At 28.5% G+C, this 20,294-nt stretch carries 8 protein-coding genes; all 8 read right to left on the reverse strand.

What is annotated here, in order from left to right; genetic code table 11:
• Window positions 1-168: 168 nt before the first annotated feature.
• Complete coding sequence (locus H9660_RS07470) at window positions 169-1,923, reverse strand: sensor histidine kinase (protein ID WP_191749749.1); 1,755 nt, start codon at window positions 1,921-1,923, stop codon at window positions 169-171.
• A complete protein-coding gene (locus H9660_RS07475; protein ID WP_191749750.1) occupies window positions 1,898-3,460 on the reverse strand; it encodes a response regulator transcription factor in 1,563 nt (520 codons plus the stop codon). Before H9660_RS07475 ends, H9660_RS07470 begins: the two co-directional genes overlap by 26 nt.
• 211 nt (window positions 3,461-3,671) lie before the next feature.
• Window positions 3,672-6,722 carry a beta-galactosidase, LacZ type gene (gene lacZ / locus H9660_RS07480; protein WP_191749751.1) on the reverse strand — a complete coding sequence of 1,017 codons (3,051 nt, stop codon included), beginning with the start codon at window positions 6,720-6,722 and terminating at the stop codon, window positions 3,672-3,674.
• Between the two features lie 50 nt (window positions 6,723-6,772).
• Window positions 6,773-7,618, reverse strand: a complete 846-nt coding sequence (locus tag H9660_RS07485; RefSeq protein WP_191749752.1) for a carbohydrate ABC transporter permease — start codon at window positions 7,616-7,618, stop codon at window positions 6,773-6,775.
• Entirely contained in the window at window positions 7,611-8,516 is a 906-nt protein-coding gene (locus tag H9660_RS07490) for a carbohydrate ABC transporter permease (RefSeq protein ID WP_191749753.1), read from the reverse strand. Before H9660_RS07490 ends, H9660_RS07485 begins: the two co-directional genes overlap by 8 nt.
• Before the next feature lie 458 nt (window positions 8,517-8,974).
• Complete coding sequence (locus H9660_RS07495) at window positions 8,975-10,288, reverse strand: ABC transporter substrate-binding protein (protein WP_191749754.1); 1,314 nt, start codon at window positions 10,286-10,288, stop codon at window positions 8,975-8,977.
• 315 nt (window positions 10,289-10,603) lie between these two features.
• Window positions 10,604-15,655, reverse strand: a complete 5,052-nt coding sequence (locus tag H9660_RS07500; RefSeq protein ID WP_191749755.1) for a glycoside hydrolase family 2 TIM barrel-domain containing protein — start codon at window positions 15,653-15,655, stop codon at window positions 10,604-10,606.
• A 145-nt stretch (window positions 15,656-15,800) separates the two neighbouring features.
• The gene (locus H9660_RS07505) at window positions 15,801-20,066 is read right to left on the reverse strand and encodes an alpha-L-fucosidase (protein WP_191749756.1); all 4,266 of its coding nucleotides are present in this window, start codon (window positions 20,064-20,066) and stop codon (window positions 15,801-15,803) included.
• Window positions 20,067-20,294 lie beyond the last annotated feature (228 nt).

Below are 20,294 nucleotides of genomic sequence, written 5' to 3' on the forward strand. Positions count from 1 at the left end.
CTTTTCTCCTTTGTAAATACTCAATTTATATAAATCTATACTTAATATAATCTCCATATTTTATTATATTTAGCACGTTTTTAACCTATAAATTCAAAAAAATTTATAATTATTTTTAAAGTCTAGTAATAAAGATACTATAAAAAAGAGACTATTGCAAATAGCCTCCTACTTTCCCTTTGGAATTACTATAGTTATAGTTGTTCCACTATTTAATTTACTCTTTATATTAATACCATAATCATTTCCATAAATAAGCTTAATTCTACTATCAACATTATTAATACCTATTCCACTAAAATATCTATTCTTTTCTTCATTGCCTTTCATAATTCTATCTATATTTTCCTCATCTATACCTATACCATTATCAAAAATTTCTATCTTTACCTTATCTTCATCTATTTCCTTTATAAAAATTTGAATTTCACCCTCTTCTTCAGAAGGAAAAGCATGAAAAAATGAGTTTTCTATAAAGGGTTGTAATATTAGTTTTGGTATCAAATATTCATAGCAATCAGGCATAATAAAGTACTCTACCTTTATTCTATCCCCATATCTTATATTGTTAATTAAAACATAGTTTTTTAAATTTTCTATTTCTTCTTCTATAGTTACAAATTCATCTGTTTTACTTATAGTATTTCTTATCATATTAATAAAAGCATCTATAGCACTTATAGATTTTTCCTTACTTCCTTGCCAAATAAGCCACTTAATACTAGATAAAGTATTATATATATAATGAGGATTTATTTGCATTTGCAAAGCATTTATTTCAGCTTTTCTCTTTTCTTTTTGTACCTTCATTAATTCATTAACATATTTATTTATATCCTTTATCATATAATTATAAGTAGATGATAATTCCTTTATTTCTTCTGGACCACTTACTTCTATATATTCATTAAAGTTACCATTCTTCACCTTAGACATTTTTTCTGTTAATAAATAAAGAGGCCTTGTCATTTCTCTTACTATTAAAAATATACCAACTAAAACACCTAAAGTTATTAAAGTGCATATAAATGCTATCCCCTTAACATCATACATTTTTTCTAAAGCCTTATTATTATCAACAGTGCCACAAATAGTTAAATTACAGTAAGGTAGTCTTTGGATAAATATAGTATTTCTATTATTTTCATAACTTTTATTTAACCTTTTATTTTCTATTAGTTCATTAATTGTATCTTTAAAATCTAATTGTACCTGTCCAATATTGCTCTTTTTATTAGACGATATAACTAAATTATTTTCATCTAGTAATACTATATCATTGATTTTAACCGTAAAATAATCATAAAACTTTTGAAAGTTTTTTTCTTTAATTATAAAATTAATAACTCCATAAGGTTTTTCATCTTGTAAGTTTAAAGCCTTTGAAATAACTATTACTGCATCATTCTTACTTGATGATGTTATACCTTTCTCAAGATATTTATATGTTATAGCCTTATTATTTTCAAGAGAACTTTTAATACTATCTAATCCTAAAAGTTCCTCTCCTCCCATTGTTAGTAATTCATCACTATTTAAATATGTTCTACCATTTATTCCAACTATAAGTACACTCATATCGTACTTATTTGAGTTCATTAACTCTTTCATTTGTTTCTTTAGTTCATAAATATCTATAGATAAATCCTTTGCCGATAGATTTTCTTCACTAAAGTAGGATCTAAAGGCCCTATGTGAATTTATTGCATTTATATTTTTTACTATTTCACTATGAAAATCATAAATTTCATCATTTACTTGGTCGAAAATTTTCTTTTGAGACTCCTTATAATTATCAGTAAATATTCTTCTTGACATATTTATTGTAATATATCCTACAGAAATAGAAACGCATATTACTCCTACAACTACTACACATAATATTTTTACAAATAAACTATTTAACTTTAGTTTTCTCTTCATTTACTCTCACTCCCTGAGTACGCATTTTTATTCTGTAGTTACTAGGTGTATATCCTGTTATTTTTTTAAATACTCTACAAAAATAACTATGATCAGAATATCCAATCATTGAACTAATTTCTGAAACATACCTCTTATTTTCTTTTAACAGATCACAAGCTTTTTCTATTCTAATTCTATTTAAATATTCAGAGAAACCTTCTTTGCAATGATTATTAAAATAGTACGATAAATAATAATAATTAAAATTAAAAGCCTTTGCTATATCACTCAATTCTAAAGTCTTATTATAATTTTCATCTATATATTCTAATATTTCATTAATTCTGTCTTCCTCTAAATTTATATTCTTATTAACAAACTCTTTAAGTTCTAACAAAATATTATTAACTTCATAACTAAATTCCTCTATATAAGTCGTTTTATCTATTCTTTTAAAATACCTTTGCCTTAAATTTTCTGCATCTAAATTATAAGATTCTAAGCTTACAATTAAATTGTATAACAAATTTTTAAGTAAATTTTTAATCTTGTATTCATCCATCTTAAATAAAATAGACGTATCTATATAATTTTTTATTAAATTTATTGCAGATATAAAATCCTTCTTTTTTAATAGTAAATCATACTTATTTGAATCAAATTTTTCTATTCCTTCAGTTAAAATGATATCTTCTGTATTTAACAGAAATTTTTCCTTATAATAAAACTTTTGAGATAAATAAGGTAAAAACTTATTATTATATACATCTTTTACATTAGATATATTATTAAATTTAGATGTAATAATATAAAATCTGTTTTCATGAATCATTTTATTTTCTATGTATTTTTCAAACCTTTTAACTAATTCTTTATCATCACTTACCTTATAGTTAATTAAATATAATAAAATTTCTTCATTAATAATAAATCTAATAAATACATAATTGTTATTTATTAAAAATTCCTCTACAAGTCTTCTAGACTCTTTTATAAATTCCCTATTTTTTGTATAACCTTGCTTAATGTTTATTCCTAAAAGCCTAAAACAAGTATTAGGAAAAATATCAAAGAAATTATTACTATCTATATTATCCTCAAAGCCTAAGATGTATTTTTCAATTATACTACTATAGTAAACCTCTTCATCTTTAACTAATTCTAATCCAGGAATTCTATCAACAGCCTTTTTTAAAGTAACTAAAAGTTCATTTGGTGTTAAGGTTGGTTTTAAGATATAATCTACTGCTCCACTTAAAAGTGTATCTTTTACATATTCAAAATTATCATAACTGCTTAATATTATAATTTGTATCTCTGGATACTTTTTTTGAACTATCTTTGAAAAATCCACACCATTTAATATAGGCATAACTATATCGGATATTACTATATTAGGCTTTAAATCCTCTATTAACTTTAGTGCTTCTTCTCCATTAGTAGCTTCTCCAACTATTGTAAATCCTTCTTTTTCCCATTCAATCATATGTTTCATACCCTGTCTCATTATAAACTCATCCTCAACAATTAAAACCCTACAATAATTCTTTTCCATATAAACCCCCGTTTGGTAATTGATAATGCATAATGCACAATGGATAATTTCGGTTGTGATTTGTTCCAAATCACTTTAATTTATAGCTAATAATTAGTAATTATGATTATTGTTTAATCAAAATCACTTTAATTTTCAAGTTCCTTATAAATGGGTTTAGTGTGAAAGCTTCTTTTTTAACGAAACCTTCACACTATATATTAATTTCTATTTATATTCTTGAAATTGTAAAACTTAGATCTATATCTTTATTAGATGGTATTTTAAATTCTTCGTGAACTGGTGCTCCCCAGCTATCGTCTCCACCTACACCCATTTGTTTTGCTATTATTCTAACCCAAGTGTAATTAACAGGTGGAAGTTCGTACATATGCATAGCATTTTCTAGTTCATATGCACTATATGGTAATACACTCATTTCAAAAGGAGTATCTACATAGCTAAATTTTAATCCTTCATTATTCTTATCCACTATCTTTACCCATCTAACATTTGTTCTATTTCCACACTCTTGAGGAATTAGATATCTTGACATATTACTTTCTGCAGTATTTTCATATATACCTAATTTTGCTCCATTATTTCTATCAATATAATTTTCTTCTGGACCATAACCATAATATTCAAAAGCACTTAATTCTTTCTTAAGCTTAAAGTCAATTGAATATAACGGAAGTTCAGGCAATCCTTCTACTCCAGCATAATGTATATTAACTTTTATGTTTCCATCTGGAGTTACTGTATATGTTACTGTATTAGTAGTTTTAATACTTGTTGGCATTTCAAATTTATATACTAAAGTAATTTCTTCTTTGCTTTCTGTGTAATTAAAATCTACTAATCTTTGATGTAATCCTGCTATTTGCCAAGTTGAAGTTCTAAAATTATGTCCATTACCTCTATCATTGTCAGTTGTAGCCCTAAAGAAAGAGGTTTTTGGTGCTCTTGTAATATATTCTTTATCATCATAACAAAGAGAAATTAATCCACCTTCTTGAATTGAAAACATCATTTTAAAGTCTTCACCCATAACCCCTATATTTACATCGCCATGGATAATTTTAAACTCTCTATTTTCTAATACTTCATTATAACCTTTACAATCATTTATATTATAGATAGCTTGACCAAAATTCACTTCATATCCCTTATTTGCCCAAAGTGTATCTTTATTTAATATCATAGATATATTATAACTGTATTCACCATTATTTTCAATTAGTGGATATTCTATTTCTATATACTCTCTTTCACCTGGTTTAACATCTGCATTTATTCTTGTTTCAAATATTTTTCTACCTTCTTTTTCAATATAAGCTATAAAATCATAATCACTTGTTCCAACAAATAAATTATTATTTTCAATAGTTACTCCTTTTTTATCTGGAATAATTTTTATATTAGAATAAAGTTTTTTAACTTCTTGTGCTTTTGGAGATATTGTTCTATCTGCATAAATTATTCCATCAGTGCAGAAACAATAATCTGTTGCTCTATCATCAAAATCTCCACCATATGCTAAGGTATTTACTCCTTCTCTCTCTATTTCTATAGCTTGGTCTATATAATCCCAAATAAATCCCCCTTGATACATATCATACTTATCTTCAAGATCTGTATAAAGCTTCATTCCTCCACAAGAATTTCCCATAGCATGCATGTACTCGCAGCTTATATAAGGTTTCTCAGGATTATTATTTAAGTATTCCTCTATTTCCTTAGGCTTTGCATACATTCTACTTTCCATATCACTAGCATCATTAAAATCTCTATTCCAAAATACTCCTTCATAATGAACCAATCTAGTATCATCCTTAGAATGGAAGTATCTTGTCATCTCTAAAATATTTTCTCCTGCATAAGATTCATTACCACAAGACCAAATTAATATAGATGGATGATTCTTATCTCTTTCAAGCATAGATTCTGCTCTATCTACTACTACATCTCTCCACTCAGGAAGTGAACCTGGTATATTCCATTCTGGAGAACATTTGCCCATCTTTTGCCATGAACCATGACTTTCTAAGTTAGCTTCATCTATTAAATAAATTCCATATTCATCACAAAGGTCGTACCACATACTTTGGTTAGGATAATGTGAAGTTCTTACTGCATTGATATTGTGCTTTTTCATGAATTTTATATCCCAAAGCATTTCCTCTTCAGTTATTGCTCTACCCTTTGTATGACTAAATTCATGTCTATTTACACCTTTAAATACAATTCGTTTGCCGTTTATATGCATAATATTATTCTTCATTTCAAAAGTTCTAAACCCTATCTTTTGTGGAACTACTTCTATTAAATTTCCTTCTTTATCTAATACCTCAATATATAAAGTATATAAATATGGACTTTCAGTACTCCAAGGCTCTACATTATTTACTGTAGCTTTTAGGGTATCTATTTTTTTATCTTTAGATACTAATTCTCCAAAGTCATAAACTGTATTTCCTTCTTTATCATTAAGATAAGATTTTAATTTAAATTCTTCTTCATTACCTAAAATAAAATCTAAGTCAATTTTCAACTTTCCATTTTTATAATTTTCATCTAAAGTTGATTTTACAAATAAATCTCTTATATGAACCTTTGGTACTCCATATAAATACACATCTCTAAATATTCCTGAAAATCTCCAAAAATCTTGATCTTCTATCCAACTTGCACTACTTCTTTTATAAACTTCAACAGCTAATTTATTTTCTTCATTTTCCTTAACATACTCAGTTATATCAAATTCTGATGGAGTGAAGGTATCCTCACTATACCCAACAAACTCTCCATTTACCCATAGATAAAAAGCAGTTTCAACTCCTTGGAAGGATATAAATATTTTCTTATTTTTTAATTCATCCTTTACATTAAAGTACTTTACATAACTTCCAACAGGGTTATTTTCCTTTGATATATATGGAGGTCTAAGTTCATCTACTCCATCCCAAGGATACATTGTATTAATATATTGGCATTTATCATAGCCTTGCATTTGAATATGTCCTGGTACATTTATATAATCAAAGGTACTACAATCATAATCTACCTTATAAAAATCTTTCTCTCTTCTATATGGATTTTTTGCATAAGAAAATCTCCACTTTCCATTTAAGCTTTGCCTTAATGGCATATTATATCCTAAATTTATCTCTTCTATACTTTCATAAAACAAATGATCTGAATGCGCATCTAACCTACTCACTCTAAATATTTCTGGATTTTCAAGCCAATCTAAGCTTGGATTAATTTTATCTTTCTTCATTTAAAGTCCTCCTCATAATAATTTTCTCTATTAAAGTTCAACAAAATTTTCTAACCCTTAACAGACCCAGTCATACCTGCAACAAAGTGTTTTTGCATTAAGAAGAATATTAAAGCCGTTGGCAGTGTTGCAATAACAACAGCAGTCATTATCATTCCATAATCAGGAGTATAAGATGAGCCTAATGCTGAAATTACTAAAGGAAGAGTTCTTTTCTCTGGTGATTGAAGTGCAATAAGTGGCCATAAATAACTATTCCAGCTTGCCATAAATGTAACTATTGTTGCTGCTGCATAAGTTGATTTCATGGTTGGCATATATATTCTAAAGAAAATTCCTATTTCACTAAGACCATCTATTCTAGCAGCTTCTATTAAATCTTTAGGAAAACTTTTTGTGTTTTGTCTAAAGAAAAATATTAAAAATGCTGTAGCAACAGATATTATTATAACTGCACCACTAGTATTTATTGCTATTGCCTTTAATGGCCCCATACTATTAAACTTACTAAACAATCTAAATAAAGGAACTATTAAAGCGGCAAAAGGAACCATCATTGAAAGTAATATGAAATTAAATATTCTTTCTCTACTCTTGCTTTTATAAACCTCAAAAGCATATCCTGCAAGAGATGAGACTATCATAGCTAAAACCGTTGTAATAATTGAAATTACTAAAGAATTTTTGAAAGCTGTAGTATACTTTAAATCTGAAGCTAATAAATTCTTTAAATTTTCTATAAAATATCCTCCTGGAATTAAAGTTCCATTTGTAACATCTACAGATTTATTAGTAGTTGCAATTATCATCCAAATGAATGGAAATATTGAAATAAACGATAGTACACTTAAAAAAATATACTTAAAAATATTTATTATATTAAATTTCTTATTCATTCTTATCACCTCCAGCTTTTAATTGAATAAAGGATAATACTACTATAATTAATACTATTACATAAGATATTGCTGCTGCATAACCAAAGTTTGGTGAATATTTAAATAATAGATTATAAATATATTGAGAAATAGTTATAGTTGCATTGGCAGGTCCACCATTAGTTATATTTACTGTTTCATCAAACAATTGTAATGTTCCTATAGTTGAATTTATTGTTGTAAATAAAATAATTGGCTTTAATAATGGAAGTGTTATGCTCTTAAATTTAACAAAGGCATTTGCTCCATCAATTTCTGCTGCTTCATAGATTGAATCATCAATAGATTGCATTCCTGCTAAATAAAATACCATATTATAACCTGTCCATCTCCATGTTATAGCAACAATTATAAGAATCTTTGCCCAAATAGGATGAGTTATCCATGCTATTGGTTCTGCAATAAGGTTAATCTTCATTAAAAATACATTTATAAATCCATCTGTTGCAAATAAACTTTTAAATATTATTGAATATGCTACTAAAGATGTAACACAAGGTAAAAATATAGCTGTTCTAAAAAATCCCCTTGCCTTTAATTTCTTATCATTTAATAAAACTGAAATACCAAGAGCTAAGATTATCATAATCGGAACTTGAACTATTAAATATAATATTGTATTAAATAATGCCTTTTTAAAAGTTGAATCTGTAAGTAATCTCTTATAATTATCTATCCCTACAAAACTTAAGTTATTACCCATTCCACTTTTTAGAGAAATAATAAAAGCTTGTACCATAGGATAAAACACAAGAACTGTTACTAAAATTATGCTTGGTAATACAAATAACCATGCTTTTCTATCTAATTTATTTTGTAATTTATTACTTTTAACTTTACTACCTTTATTTTTCATCTTACTCACCCCTTATACAAGAAATAGCCATTTACTAATTTCTCTTTTTAATAAATGGCTATTTATAAACTTATAAAAAAAATTATCTGTTATCATCTTTAGTTAAGAAGCCTTACTATTAATTTTATGATCACTTATACCCTATTCGACAGAATAATCAAAATTACACCGATACACTCTTTTTCATAATTCCGAGTGAAACCAGGAATTATTTTCTCCCATTTCTAGATTCACTATCTAATAAATGAGATAAATATTATACGAGGTTGACTTCGAGCGCATGCAACAAAGTAACCCAATCTACATAATCATACTTCTCTTTTCATAATTCCGAGTACAACGAGGAATTATTTCCTTTAGCTCGGAAACGTCATATCTAAGGAATGAGATAAATATTGTGTGACGGCGACTTGGAGCGCATGCGACGGAGCAAGGAACATAATATTTATCTCATTCTCTTACTGCGCAACTGCTGATTCTATTTGACTTTGGAATGTTTTTAATGTTGAATCAATATCTGCCCCACCTAATACAGCTTGAACAGCTTCAGTCATTATATCTTCTATTGCATAAGTGTGTAAGCCATAATTTACTGAAGGTACTTCACCTGTCCATTTAGCAAGATCTGCAAAAACTTCTTGTCCACCAAAGAATTCATTTTCTTTTGAATAATTTGGCGCTTCAGATGCTTTATTTAAAGTACTAACTAAAGTTATTGACTCTGCTAAATCATTCATTAAATCTACGTTTGATGCAAAAGTTTTTCCTAAGAAATCTACTGCTATATCAGTATTTCCGACATTCTTAAGTACATACCATCCTGCTCCACCTATAGAAGATGCATTAACTGATTTGCTATTAGAACTCATTTTAGGAAATGCGGCAACTGCCCATTTTCCGCTTTGATCTTCTGCTTTTTTAATTGAAGGAGCAATCCAACAACCAGTAACTACTGATGCAACTTCGCCTTTATTAAATGCACCAACAAATTGATCCCAATCTGCAACTTGCTTTATAGCTCCTGATTCGGTTAAATCTTTATATATCTTAATAGCATCTTTTAATGCCTGATTGTCAGATATAGAAACTTTTCCATCTGCATCGGTATACCATGCCCCTGCACTTTGTAACATCATTCTAATTTGTCCTAAATCACTTGGATCTAATGTACACATAGCTACACCAGTTTTTTCTTTAACTGCCTTACCTATTTCAATATATTTTTCCCAAGTTAAGTTTTCCATATCAGCCTTAGTATAACCAGCTTGCTCTATTAAATCTGTTCTATAGAATGTTGCTGCAACTCCACTATCAAAAGGAACGCCATATAACTTTCCATCTACGTAGTTAACTCCTGTTTTATAGCTTGCAAAATCACTTTGTTTAGCTACTGAAGATAAATCCTCAAATTCATCTTGATATGCTGTTAAATATCCTTGAATTTTATAATCTTCTATTAATACTATATTTGGAAGCCCTTCATAAGAACCTGATGATAAACTTGTATTTAACTTTGCAACTATATCATCTTGAGCCATAGTTACAACCTCAACTTCTGCATCTGGATTATCCTTTAAATATACTTCCTTAGCTTTATTTGCTGCTACTATATTGAAAGATTCATCCCAAGCCCAAATAGTAATTTTTTTACTTTCAGTCGTAGTATTATTTGCATTCCCACCACTTTCTGATGAATTGCTGTTTCCACATGCTACTAATCCAAATGTCATTGCTGTTGCCATAATAATTGATGTTAGTTTTTTTAATTTCATTTATACCCCTCCATAAAATAAATTTCTTTCATAAACCTCTTTGTAATGCTTTACAATTTATAAATTTATAATATCATACCTTCTGAATTTTAATTTAGAAAATAGTTTATTAAAATTTTTAAATTTTTTAGATTTTATTTTTTTATCTACATAATCTTTGGATTATTTTAAGATGATTGTACTATTTTTATAATTACATAATACTTGGAATATTTTTAGATTACAAAAAAGTGTATCTATCTACTTTTTCATTCAGTCTATTTTACAAAAGACTATAAAAAAGTTAATAGATACACTTCAAATATAAAATTTATTTTAGCTAATCTTTTTTTTATTTATTAATAAATATGAAACTCCTGAAATTACTAATAATAATCCTATTATAATTATTTGATTATTAGATATTACAGAGCCAGTCGAAGGTAAATCACTATTACCTTTTCCATTACTATCGTTTGAATTAGTACTTTCATTATTAGATGAAGTATCTTCTTCATTATTGCTTGTATCATTATTAATATTTCCATTATTGTCATTATTAGTACTATTATCATCATTACCTTCAGTAGCTCCATTATTAGAATCAGTATTTCCATCGTTATTACCTTGTGCTAATTCTAACCCTCCTAAAGCTAATTCTAACTCATCTGCAGCACTGTCTATTTCATCTTGTGTTGCTTCTTCATAATCTAAAACCAACTTAACTTTAGATAATTTATCCTTTAATTCACTAACACTTTCCTTCGTATATTTAGATAAATCCATAGATTCAACTTTATTTACTAACTCTTCAAGTCTAGATTTATCTGGTATCAATCTTAAATCTAAATAAGCTTTAATTAATTTATTATATACTTCTTTAACTTCCTCTTCCATTGCATTTTCATTAGCTATTACTTTATTAGCATTGTTAAGTTCTGCCTCAAAAATAGTCCAAGTTGATTCTTTATATTTACTACCATCTAAACTTCCTATTATTCCAACTACTTTTTTTAGCTCATCCTTATCACCTTTTTTGAAATCTAACATATGGATAACTTTTATTAATCTATCAGTAGCTAAATTAACTTCAGTTTCTGTAGCACTTTCATTTAATAGAACATTCTTAGCATTCTTTAATGCTGCTTCAAATTCCTGAACTACAGCTGGAACAACATTATCAAGACCACCTTGTAACTTTATATCTTCAGCATAATCTACTGTATATTGTAATATTGTCTTATCAGTAGCTACAGGTATCTTATCTTGCTCTTTAAATTTCGCATTTAATACCAAATCAGATTTAACTATAAATCTATAAGTGTATTCTCTGCTAATTTCATTACCATTTTCATCAAACCATCCAATAAATTCAAAACCATTATTGGCTGTTGCTATTAATGTAACTTCTTTTCCATCTAAATATTTTCCTTCTCCAGCAACTGAACCACCATCTGTTTTATTAACTGTAACTGTGTATTCCTTTGGCGCTGGTAACTCATAGTTTATAGTATAAATATTTTTAGTTCCATCCTCTGCACGAACAATTATTATTGATTTATTATTGTAAATTGGTAGCATAGTTACTGATGCATTATCTTCTGCTGATGCTTCAACTAATTCAGGTAATTTTTCTAAATTAACTGTGTATTCATTTATAGATGAATCTAGGTTTTCTAAAGCTATACCATCTATTTTTATTTCATTTAAGATGCTTGTTGTATTAGCATTTTCTTGTGGAACATATTCATATACATTAACTTCTGTTAATCCAATACAGCTTCCAACTTGTGGTTGTTGCATATAAATTCTAATACTATCTGTATTTATAACATTATCTAAGAAATAAGTTGTTTCACCAGATGTATATGATACTTCTGTTGTATTAGTATGTGTAGCTACTATATAATTTCCTTCCTCATCTTTATAGCTAATTTCAACCTTTTTAGGAATTCTTCCACTTGAGTTATCTGTAAATAACCATAAATCTAAACGATCAATATCATATTTATTTTTCCAATCAAATTGAACGTATGCACCTTTAGGCTCTCCATTTTCATTAACTAAACTACGTTCATTCCAGTTTGTCCAACGTTCATTAGTACTTACTGTATCTACTTTTACTCCATTATTAATTGAATTTAAATTATCTGAAATTTTTGTAGGACTTTGTGATAATATTGGAATATCATCATTATCACTTAATTTATTTATAGCAAGATTTCTAGCTGCTTTTAAAGATGGTACTACACGTATACTTGCTGTAACATTATAAGTTTTGCCTAATAAATTTATAGTTCCTGGAACTAATACATTGGTATTTTCATTAGAGAAATCTAACTCATCCAAATTCCAATCAACTACAAAATCTTCTGATTCATTTCCATTTTCTAAATACCCTTTTAATGTATTTGGCAAACTTGGTATTGTTCCTGCATAAGTAAATGCAGAATAATTTTCAATTGCTACTATATTTCCTATTACATGTATATTTACAACAACTGTAATGTTATTATTTTCCAATTTGCCTGTGATCTTAAATATTTGTGGAGTTTTTAATTCTTCTTTATTGTACTCATTCCAATTAATTTTTAAAGTATCAGTTGTACCATCACTATATCTAGCATTAACTGATTCCGGCAATAAAGGCTCTTCTTCTAATGAAACATAATAATCTTTAACTATATCATATGATTGTATATACTTATTATCTTCTTCATTATTTACAGTATTTATAGTTATAGTTTTAGATTCTAATCCTTCTCCTGAAACAGTTAATGTCATTTCTCCTGCATCTTTAGTTGATTGAACAATCACTAAAGCTTTACCATTAAATGCACTTCTACTTCCTGATTTATCTGTTTCTGGTTTATAACTATCAGTATCAGCTGCATTTCCATTATCTAACCCAACTATTTTACCATTGCCTTCAAGAGTATAAGTTAATTCATTATTAGCTCCTGAAGTGATATTACCATCTTTATCAACTAAATCTACAGTTATATAAGATAAATCATATCCATCTGCATCTATTGTAGTATTATCTGCACTTAAATCTACAGTTGTTACTTTTCCATAAGTATTTATTGAAGATCTACCTTCTGTATTAGTTAATAAATTACCATCCTTATCATATCCTTTTGCTTCGATTGTTCCTTTTTCATATTTAACACTAAAACTTGGATATAATGAATCATTGTCAAAAGTATAATATTTATATCCCACACCTGTTGTATGCTCTGTTGCTGTTTTAGTTCCAACAAGGTTATTATTTACGTATAATTCTACTTTATAAGCATCGGTAAACACATCAACTTGTACATTTCCATTTGAAACTGGAATATCTTCCTCATTCCATGTAGGTAATATGTGTAATGTATTTACATCATCATTCCATTGACTTTGGTATAAATAATAAACATCTTTTTCAAATCCAGCAGTATCAACTATACCAAAATAACTTGATTTTGGTGCTGCTCCCACTCCTGAAACACTACCAGTTCCAATTCCATTCCAAGGTGTAGGTTCTCCAATATAATCAAATCCTGTCCAAACGAATTCTCCAGCATTATAATCATATTTTATTGTGTATTTCCATGCATCGCTAGCTGAGTGACCCCAGCCAACTTTATTTGAATTGTTATCAAACTCAGGTATTTGTAAATCTGAATTACTTTGAGGAGTTCTATTGATTGATTTATAATACCCTCTACTATGAACTGCACTACTTGTTTCAGCTCCATAAAGTATCCAATTAGTTTTACTATTTCTTAAACTATTAAATTGGCTTTCATTAGCATAGTTAAATCCAACTATTCCGCCATTATTAGCTACAACATCTGAAATAGCTACAGCATTTGTATTACCAAGTCCCCCCTTACTTCTATTATCTCCTATAGTAACAGGTCTAGTAGTATCTTCTTCTTGAATCCAATTTATAATATTTTGTGCAATTTGAGGATAATTAGATGAGTTTCCACCTATTCCTTCTAAAACTTCATTTCCTATTGACCACATAATTACTGATGGATTATTCTTTGAAGTCTTAACCATTGTTCTAGTTTCAAATTCTCCCCATGACATTCCTGTCTCACCATTAATTATCTCATTATCATCTTCAATTGTAACATTAAAGAATTTAGAAAAATCATTTACATTTCCATTTTTAGAATTTGTCCATGTATCGAAAGCTTCATTTATTACTAAAAGACCTAATCTATCACAAATTTCTAATAATGTTTCACTTGCTGGATTATGAGTAACACGAATTGCATTTACTCCCATCTCCTTCATTATTTCCATTTGACGTTCTACAGCTCTATAATAAGAGGCTGCTCCTAAAGATCCTTGGTCATGATGCATACTAACACCTTTAAGCTTCATATTTTCTCCATTTAATGAGAAACCTGTATCTCTGTCAAAATTAAAATATCTAAATCCAAAGTCTGTATAATAAGTATCAACTACATTATCATTTACTATAACTTCATTTTTTACCTTATACATATTTGGACTTTCTACTGACCATAAAGCAGTATTATTTACCACTATAGTTTGTCCAAAATTAAAACTTTCATTTGCAGCTATATTTTCAATTGATTCTACTGGTGTACTAACTTCTTCTCCATTAGAATTTACAACAGTAGTTTTAAGCTTAATATCAGTAGCATTATCTGATTCATTTTCTACAGATGTTTCAACTATTACATCAACATTTCCACCTCTTTGAGTTTCAATTTCTGGTGTAGTAACAGTTGTTCCTAAATGCGAAACATGGATGGAATCTGTAACTGTTAATGTAACATCTCTATATATTCCACTTCCAGAATACCATCTGCTTGATGGAATTGGATTTTTCACCTTTACAGCTATTATATTTTCAGTTTGTCCATCACATATTAACTCATCGGTAATATCAAAAGCAAATGCAGTGTATCCATAATTATGCTCACCAAGTAATTTACCATTTACATAAACCTCAGCATTCATGTATACTCCATCAAAATTTATAGTAAATTCCTTTCCTTCATATTTTTCTGGAATAACAAAATGCTTACGATACCATCCAGTACCCCCAAGTAAAAATCCACTTTCTGCCTCACCTTGAACTGTGAAATCTTCTTCAATACTCCAATCATGTGGTAAACTTAAAGAACGCCAAGATGAATCATTAAAAGCAACAGCTTCTAAACCAGGTTGATCACCTTTATAAAAGCGCCAATCTTGATTAAATACTGTAGATCTTTCTCCATCCTTAATAACCCCTACATAAACCGTTTCTGCAGCTTGTATTTGCTTTGTATCAGCTTTAACACTTATAGGCATAGTACTTGTCATTACTGATATACCAACTAATAAAGCACAACATTTTTTATGAAATCTTCTCATAAAATATCCTCCTTCAAATATGAATTATAAATACCCTTTTAAAACAAACTCTATTTGCATAATAACTATAGCAATATTAATAATCATTTTATAATTATTCAACAAATAATTTGCTTAATAACTTTGATATCTTTTTTTATATTAACTAACGTTCTCTATTTTTTCTTCTTAAAATTGCTCCTAAACTAGTTAATGATATTGATATGCCTAATAATGAACCCATTGAACTCCCACCTGTTTTAGGTAATTCTTCGTTCTTTTCTTCGTTCTTTTCTTCATTACTGCTAATAATATCATCATTAGATGAATTACTTTCTTCATTCTTCTCTTCATCTTTACTAATATTAGTATCATCATTGTTAGTCTCATCATTATTCACTTCATCTGTGCTAGTATTATCCTTCTTTTCTTCTAATCCTGCTAAAGCTATTTCAAGTTCATCTACTGCATTATTAACTTCTTCTTGAGTTGCTTCTTTATTATCTAAAACAGATTTAACTTCAGATAATTTTTCATTAAGCTTATTAATACTTTCCTCTGTATATTTATATATATCTATTGCTTCAGATTTATTTATCAATTCTTCAAGCTTAGATTTATCAGGTATTAATCTTAACTCTAAGTAAGCTCTAATTAACTTGTTATAAGCTTCATCTACTTGCTCTTGTGTAGCTTCATTACTACTTAATATAACTTTAGTACTCTTTAATTCTTCATTAAACTTATTAACGCTTCCTATTGTATACTTTGATAAATCCTTAGATTCTAACTCTACAACTAACTTTTCAAGTTTAGATTTATCTGCTGTTAATTCTAATTTAGTAAAAGCTGAATTTAAGCTTTCGAAACTTTTATAAACTTCTTCTTTCATTGCATTCTCATCTATAATTACTTTATTTGCATTTTCAAGTTCAGCTTGAAGTACAGCCCAAGTTGATTTTGTATATTTGCTTTCATCTAAAGCATTCATTACTTCAACTAGTTTCTTAAGATCTTTCTTATCACCTTTCTTGAACTCTAACATATGAATTACTTTAATTAATCTATCAGAAACAACATCTACTTGCTCTTGTGTAGCATCTTCATCTACTAAAACGATTTTAGCTTCTTTTAATGCTTCTTCAAATTCTTTAACTACTAATGGAACAACATCTTCAAGAGCCCCTTTTTCTTTTACATCTTCTGCATATTCTATAACAATTGTTAATAATTTTTTATTAGCCTCCGAAGTTACTACTTCTTCCTTAACTAAAGAATCTATTGCAATTCTTAAGCTTGATACAGCATCATTTATCATTTCCTTCGTTGCATCTTCATTCGCTAGCACTTCATTTGCCTTTTCTAATGCTGAATTAAGAATATTTAATGATACTTCTGTGTACTTTTCACCATTATTCTTAATTTCATTAGCTTCTCCTATAACTGTATTTAATTCTGATTTATCAATTAATAACTTGAAAATAACATTTATAGTCATATCCTTTTTTATATTTTCAATAGTATAACTATCCTTAACCCCTACAGAAGATCCATCTACTATAACATCACCAACCTCATAACCTTCGTTAGGTATAAAAGTAAATATCTTTGATTGACCATCTTCTAAAGTAACTTCTCCAGCTGGACTAATACTACCATTTTCTCCTGCAGTCGCTGTAATAGTATGTGTAACCTCTTTTAACTCTTTAGCTGACACTTCAAAAACATCAATATTAGGCGAAGATTGTGAGTCAGCTGTGAATATTAATTCTCCTGCGCCTGCTTTTGTTACTACAACTTCAAAGCTTGTTTTAATTATTGGAACTGGATTTTGATTGCCTGTACCTGGAACCGATTTGCTATTCGATTCAATATTTGTTCCACTCCAATTAATCTTATTTAAATTACCTTCACTTCTTCCTGATTGATATGACATATTAAAAATATATGTCCCTGCCTTTTCAGCATAAAAAGGAACTCTTATTTTATTCCCTGATTCAAACCATGTAACCATCTTTCCATTACTTGCTTGAGAGTTTTCACTTATCCTTACATACTTATTACCTGATATAGGATTAAGAGTAAATAATTCTGCCTCTAATATCCTTTTATCTTCTAATGTATTAGGTAACATAAAAGGATCTGCTTCAGTATAAGGTTTATTAACATCATTATCTATAATAGTTATTTCAGATTTCTTATTAAATCCTACAATTGATCCATTAGTTGGAGTATCTATATTACAATAGAATTTTACATCCCCTGCCTTCTCATTATTATCTATAGTTCCAACAGATACCTTAGCTGTTGTTTGTCCATCAGCGAATTCTATAGTTTCGTTTATATCATTGTAATGTCTACCATGAACTGCACTATCTGGTGATGTTGAAAAATGTACTGTGGCAACCCCATTACTTCCTCCAACTCTTTTTATAGTTATTTCTTTTTCCTCACCTTCATCAACTGTATAATTAGTGTTTTCTATTTCAAACATTCCTGCTCCATTATTATTTAAATAATATGCACAATCTAATCCTATAGCAGTTCCTTTAGCCGAAGAATTTTTTTCTCCTTTAACAACTACTTTTACTGTATGCTCTCCATACTTTAAATCTTCAGTTTCATATAAGATTTGAGAAATTGATCTTTTTGAATTATAAGTATCTACATCGGTAACCTTTTCATCATCAACCCAAACTTCCATAATACCATGATTAGGATCGAAAGTACCGACAACCCATGCTTTAGTTCCTGTAAAAGTAAAGCTTGCATTAGTTCCTTTTGTACTTGAATACATTCCAGTATTCCCTATACCTATATTTTCTTGATTCCAGCTATTCTTATTTTCAAAATTTATATTATCTATAAAATCTGTACCAGACGGTACTAATGATTTAATTTCAAAAGCTTCATCAGCCTTATAAACTTCAATATTTTCAATCAATGGAACAGCTAATGAACTTTTAATATTTATTTTAATTTTAGATGCCTTTACTGGTATGCCTCTTACTAATCTTTTTGCACCTATGGTATATCCACTACTGAATTCTTTCCAAACTCCATTAGAATATACTTCTACAGAAAATTCTGATATTCTTTGTCCTAGCTTTATATATTCTTCAATTGATACAATGTCAAAAGTCTTTTCTTCACCTAAATCTATTGTTATATTTCCAGTGGTTTGTCCATCATCCATTGACCAATAAGTATCATCATTATCATCTAATACATTATTTGCACTATAATCATTACTATTTCCTCTAACTGCTGAAGCCACAGCACTAGTTGTTGTTTCATCTACTAAATTTTCATCAAATGATTTATTAATGGCACTTGAAAATTCCTTTATTCTAGCAATATCCGCAGATGTAAAATGACCTGTTCTATCTGGTGCTACATTAAGTAATAATGGCTGACCTCTTCCTACTGAATTAAAGTATATTTCTGTTAATTGTTCCATGGTCTTAGGTCCATTTCCTGCATGCCAGAACCATCCACTTGTTAATGATACATCACATTCTCCTACGCTCCATATATCACCATTAGGATCTCCATTATTAAGATATTTGTTCTCCTCACCTAGCCCTGCATTATATCTATCTCTTATACGCTTTTTATTAATTTTGGACCAAACAGGATCTCCAGCTTTTCCCGATTCATTTCCTATCCATCTTACATCTGTCGCATAAGGACTAAATACTACAGCCCCTGGCTCTAACTCTTCTATTAAATCAAACCACTCCTCAAATTTATAATTTTGAGCTGCTGCTCCACTTCCCTTAGCACCATCCATCCAAACTTCAACGAATTTCCCATTATTCCCATACTTATCATTTCCTAATATTTCTCTTAATTGCTCCATATAAAACTCATTATAATCGCCATTACTATCAGTTTCTTCATTAGTTCCTGTTCCATACCCATAAGAAGAAGCATTAGCATCCCATGGTGATAAATAAATTCCCATATCCATATCATATTTAGTACATGATTTAGAAAGTTCTTCTAACACATCTCCTTCTCCATCTCTAGTAGCTTGCCAATCTTTGCTATTCTCTATATCATGCTCAGTAACTGAACTCTTCCACAATGCAAAACCATCATGATGTTTTCCTACTATAATAACACGTTTAAATCCTGCATCTTTTAAAGTTTTTACCCATTCATCTGTATCTAAATCTGTCGGATTGAAACTATTAGGATTCTCTTTTCCACTTCCCCATTCGCTATTTGTAAATGTATTCATTCCAAAGTGAATAAAAGCTGCTAATTCTTCCTCGTGGTACCGTAATTGTGACTTATTAGGTGTTGCACCATATGCTTCTGGTACTCTTATAGTATTAACCTCAGCCGCAATTATGTTTATAGGCATAATTTGACACGCCATACCTGCAATAATAATAGTAGCTACTAACTTTTTTACCCTTTTCATATAATTCTCCTCCATAAATTCTTTATAAAAATATTAATTATTTTTACCCATTTAATATTTTAACTTTTCATTTCTATATATTATTCTTCAGCTTTTATCCAATTTATTCCTTGATATTATATCATTAATAATTCTTAATTTATTACTATTTCCTAAACCCATTAGAAATTTATAGATTTACTTAATAATTTTTATATATTTAATTTATAATATATAGTTCCTAGGATA

Source organism: Clostridium gallinarum (assembly GCF_014836325.1).
Taxonomy (GTDB): domain Bacteria; phylum Bacillota; class Clostridia; order Clostridiales; family Clostridiaceae; genus Clostridium; species Clostridium gallinarum.

What these genes read in the sequence shown, in the direction of transcription:
- H9660_RS07490 (WP_191749753.1), bottom strand. Translation starts at nt 8,516, where the DNA reads ATGAAAAATAAAGGTAGTAAAGTTAAAAGTAATAAATTACAAAATAAA.
- H9660_RS07495 (WP_191749754.1), bottom strand. Translation starts at nt 10,288, where the DNA reads ATGAAATTAAAAAAACTAACATCAATTATTATGGCAACAGCAATGACA.
- lacZ (WP_191749751.1), bottom strand. Translation starts at nt 6,722, where the DNA reads ATGAAGAAAGATAAAATTAATCCAAGCTTAGATTGGCTTGAAAATCCA.
- H9660_RS07500 (WP_191749755.1), bottom strand. Translation starts at nt 15,655, where the DNA reads ATGAGAAGATTTCATAAAAAATGTTGTGCTTTATTAGTTGGTATATCA.
- H9660_RS07505 (WP_191749756.1), bottom strand. Translation starts at nt 20,066, where the DNA reads ATGAAAAGGGTAAAAAAGTTAGTAGCTACTATTATTATTGCAGGTATG.
- H9660_RS07475 (WP_191749750.1), bottom strand. Translation starts at nt 3,460, where the DNA reads ATGGAAAAGAATTATTGTAGGGTTTTAATTGTTGAGGATGAGTTTATA.
- H9660_RS07470 (WP_191749749.1), bottom strand. Translation starts at nt 1,923, where the DNA reads ATGAAGAGAAAACTAAAGTTAAATAGTTTATTTGTAAAAATATTATGT.
- H9660_RS07485 (WP_191749752.1), bottom strand. Translation starts at nt 7,618, where the DNA reads ATGAATAAGAAATTTAATATAATAAATATTTTTAAGTATATTTTTTTA.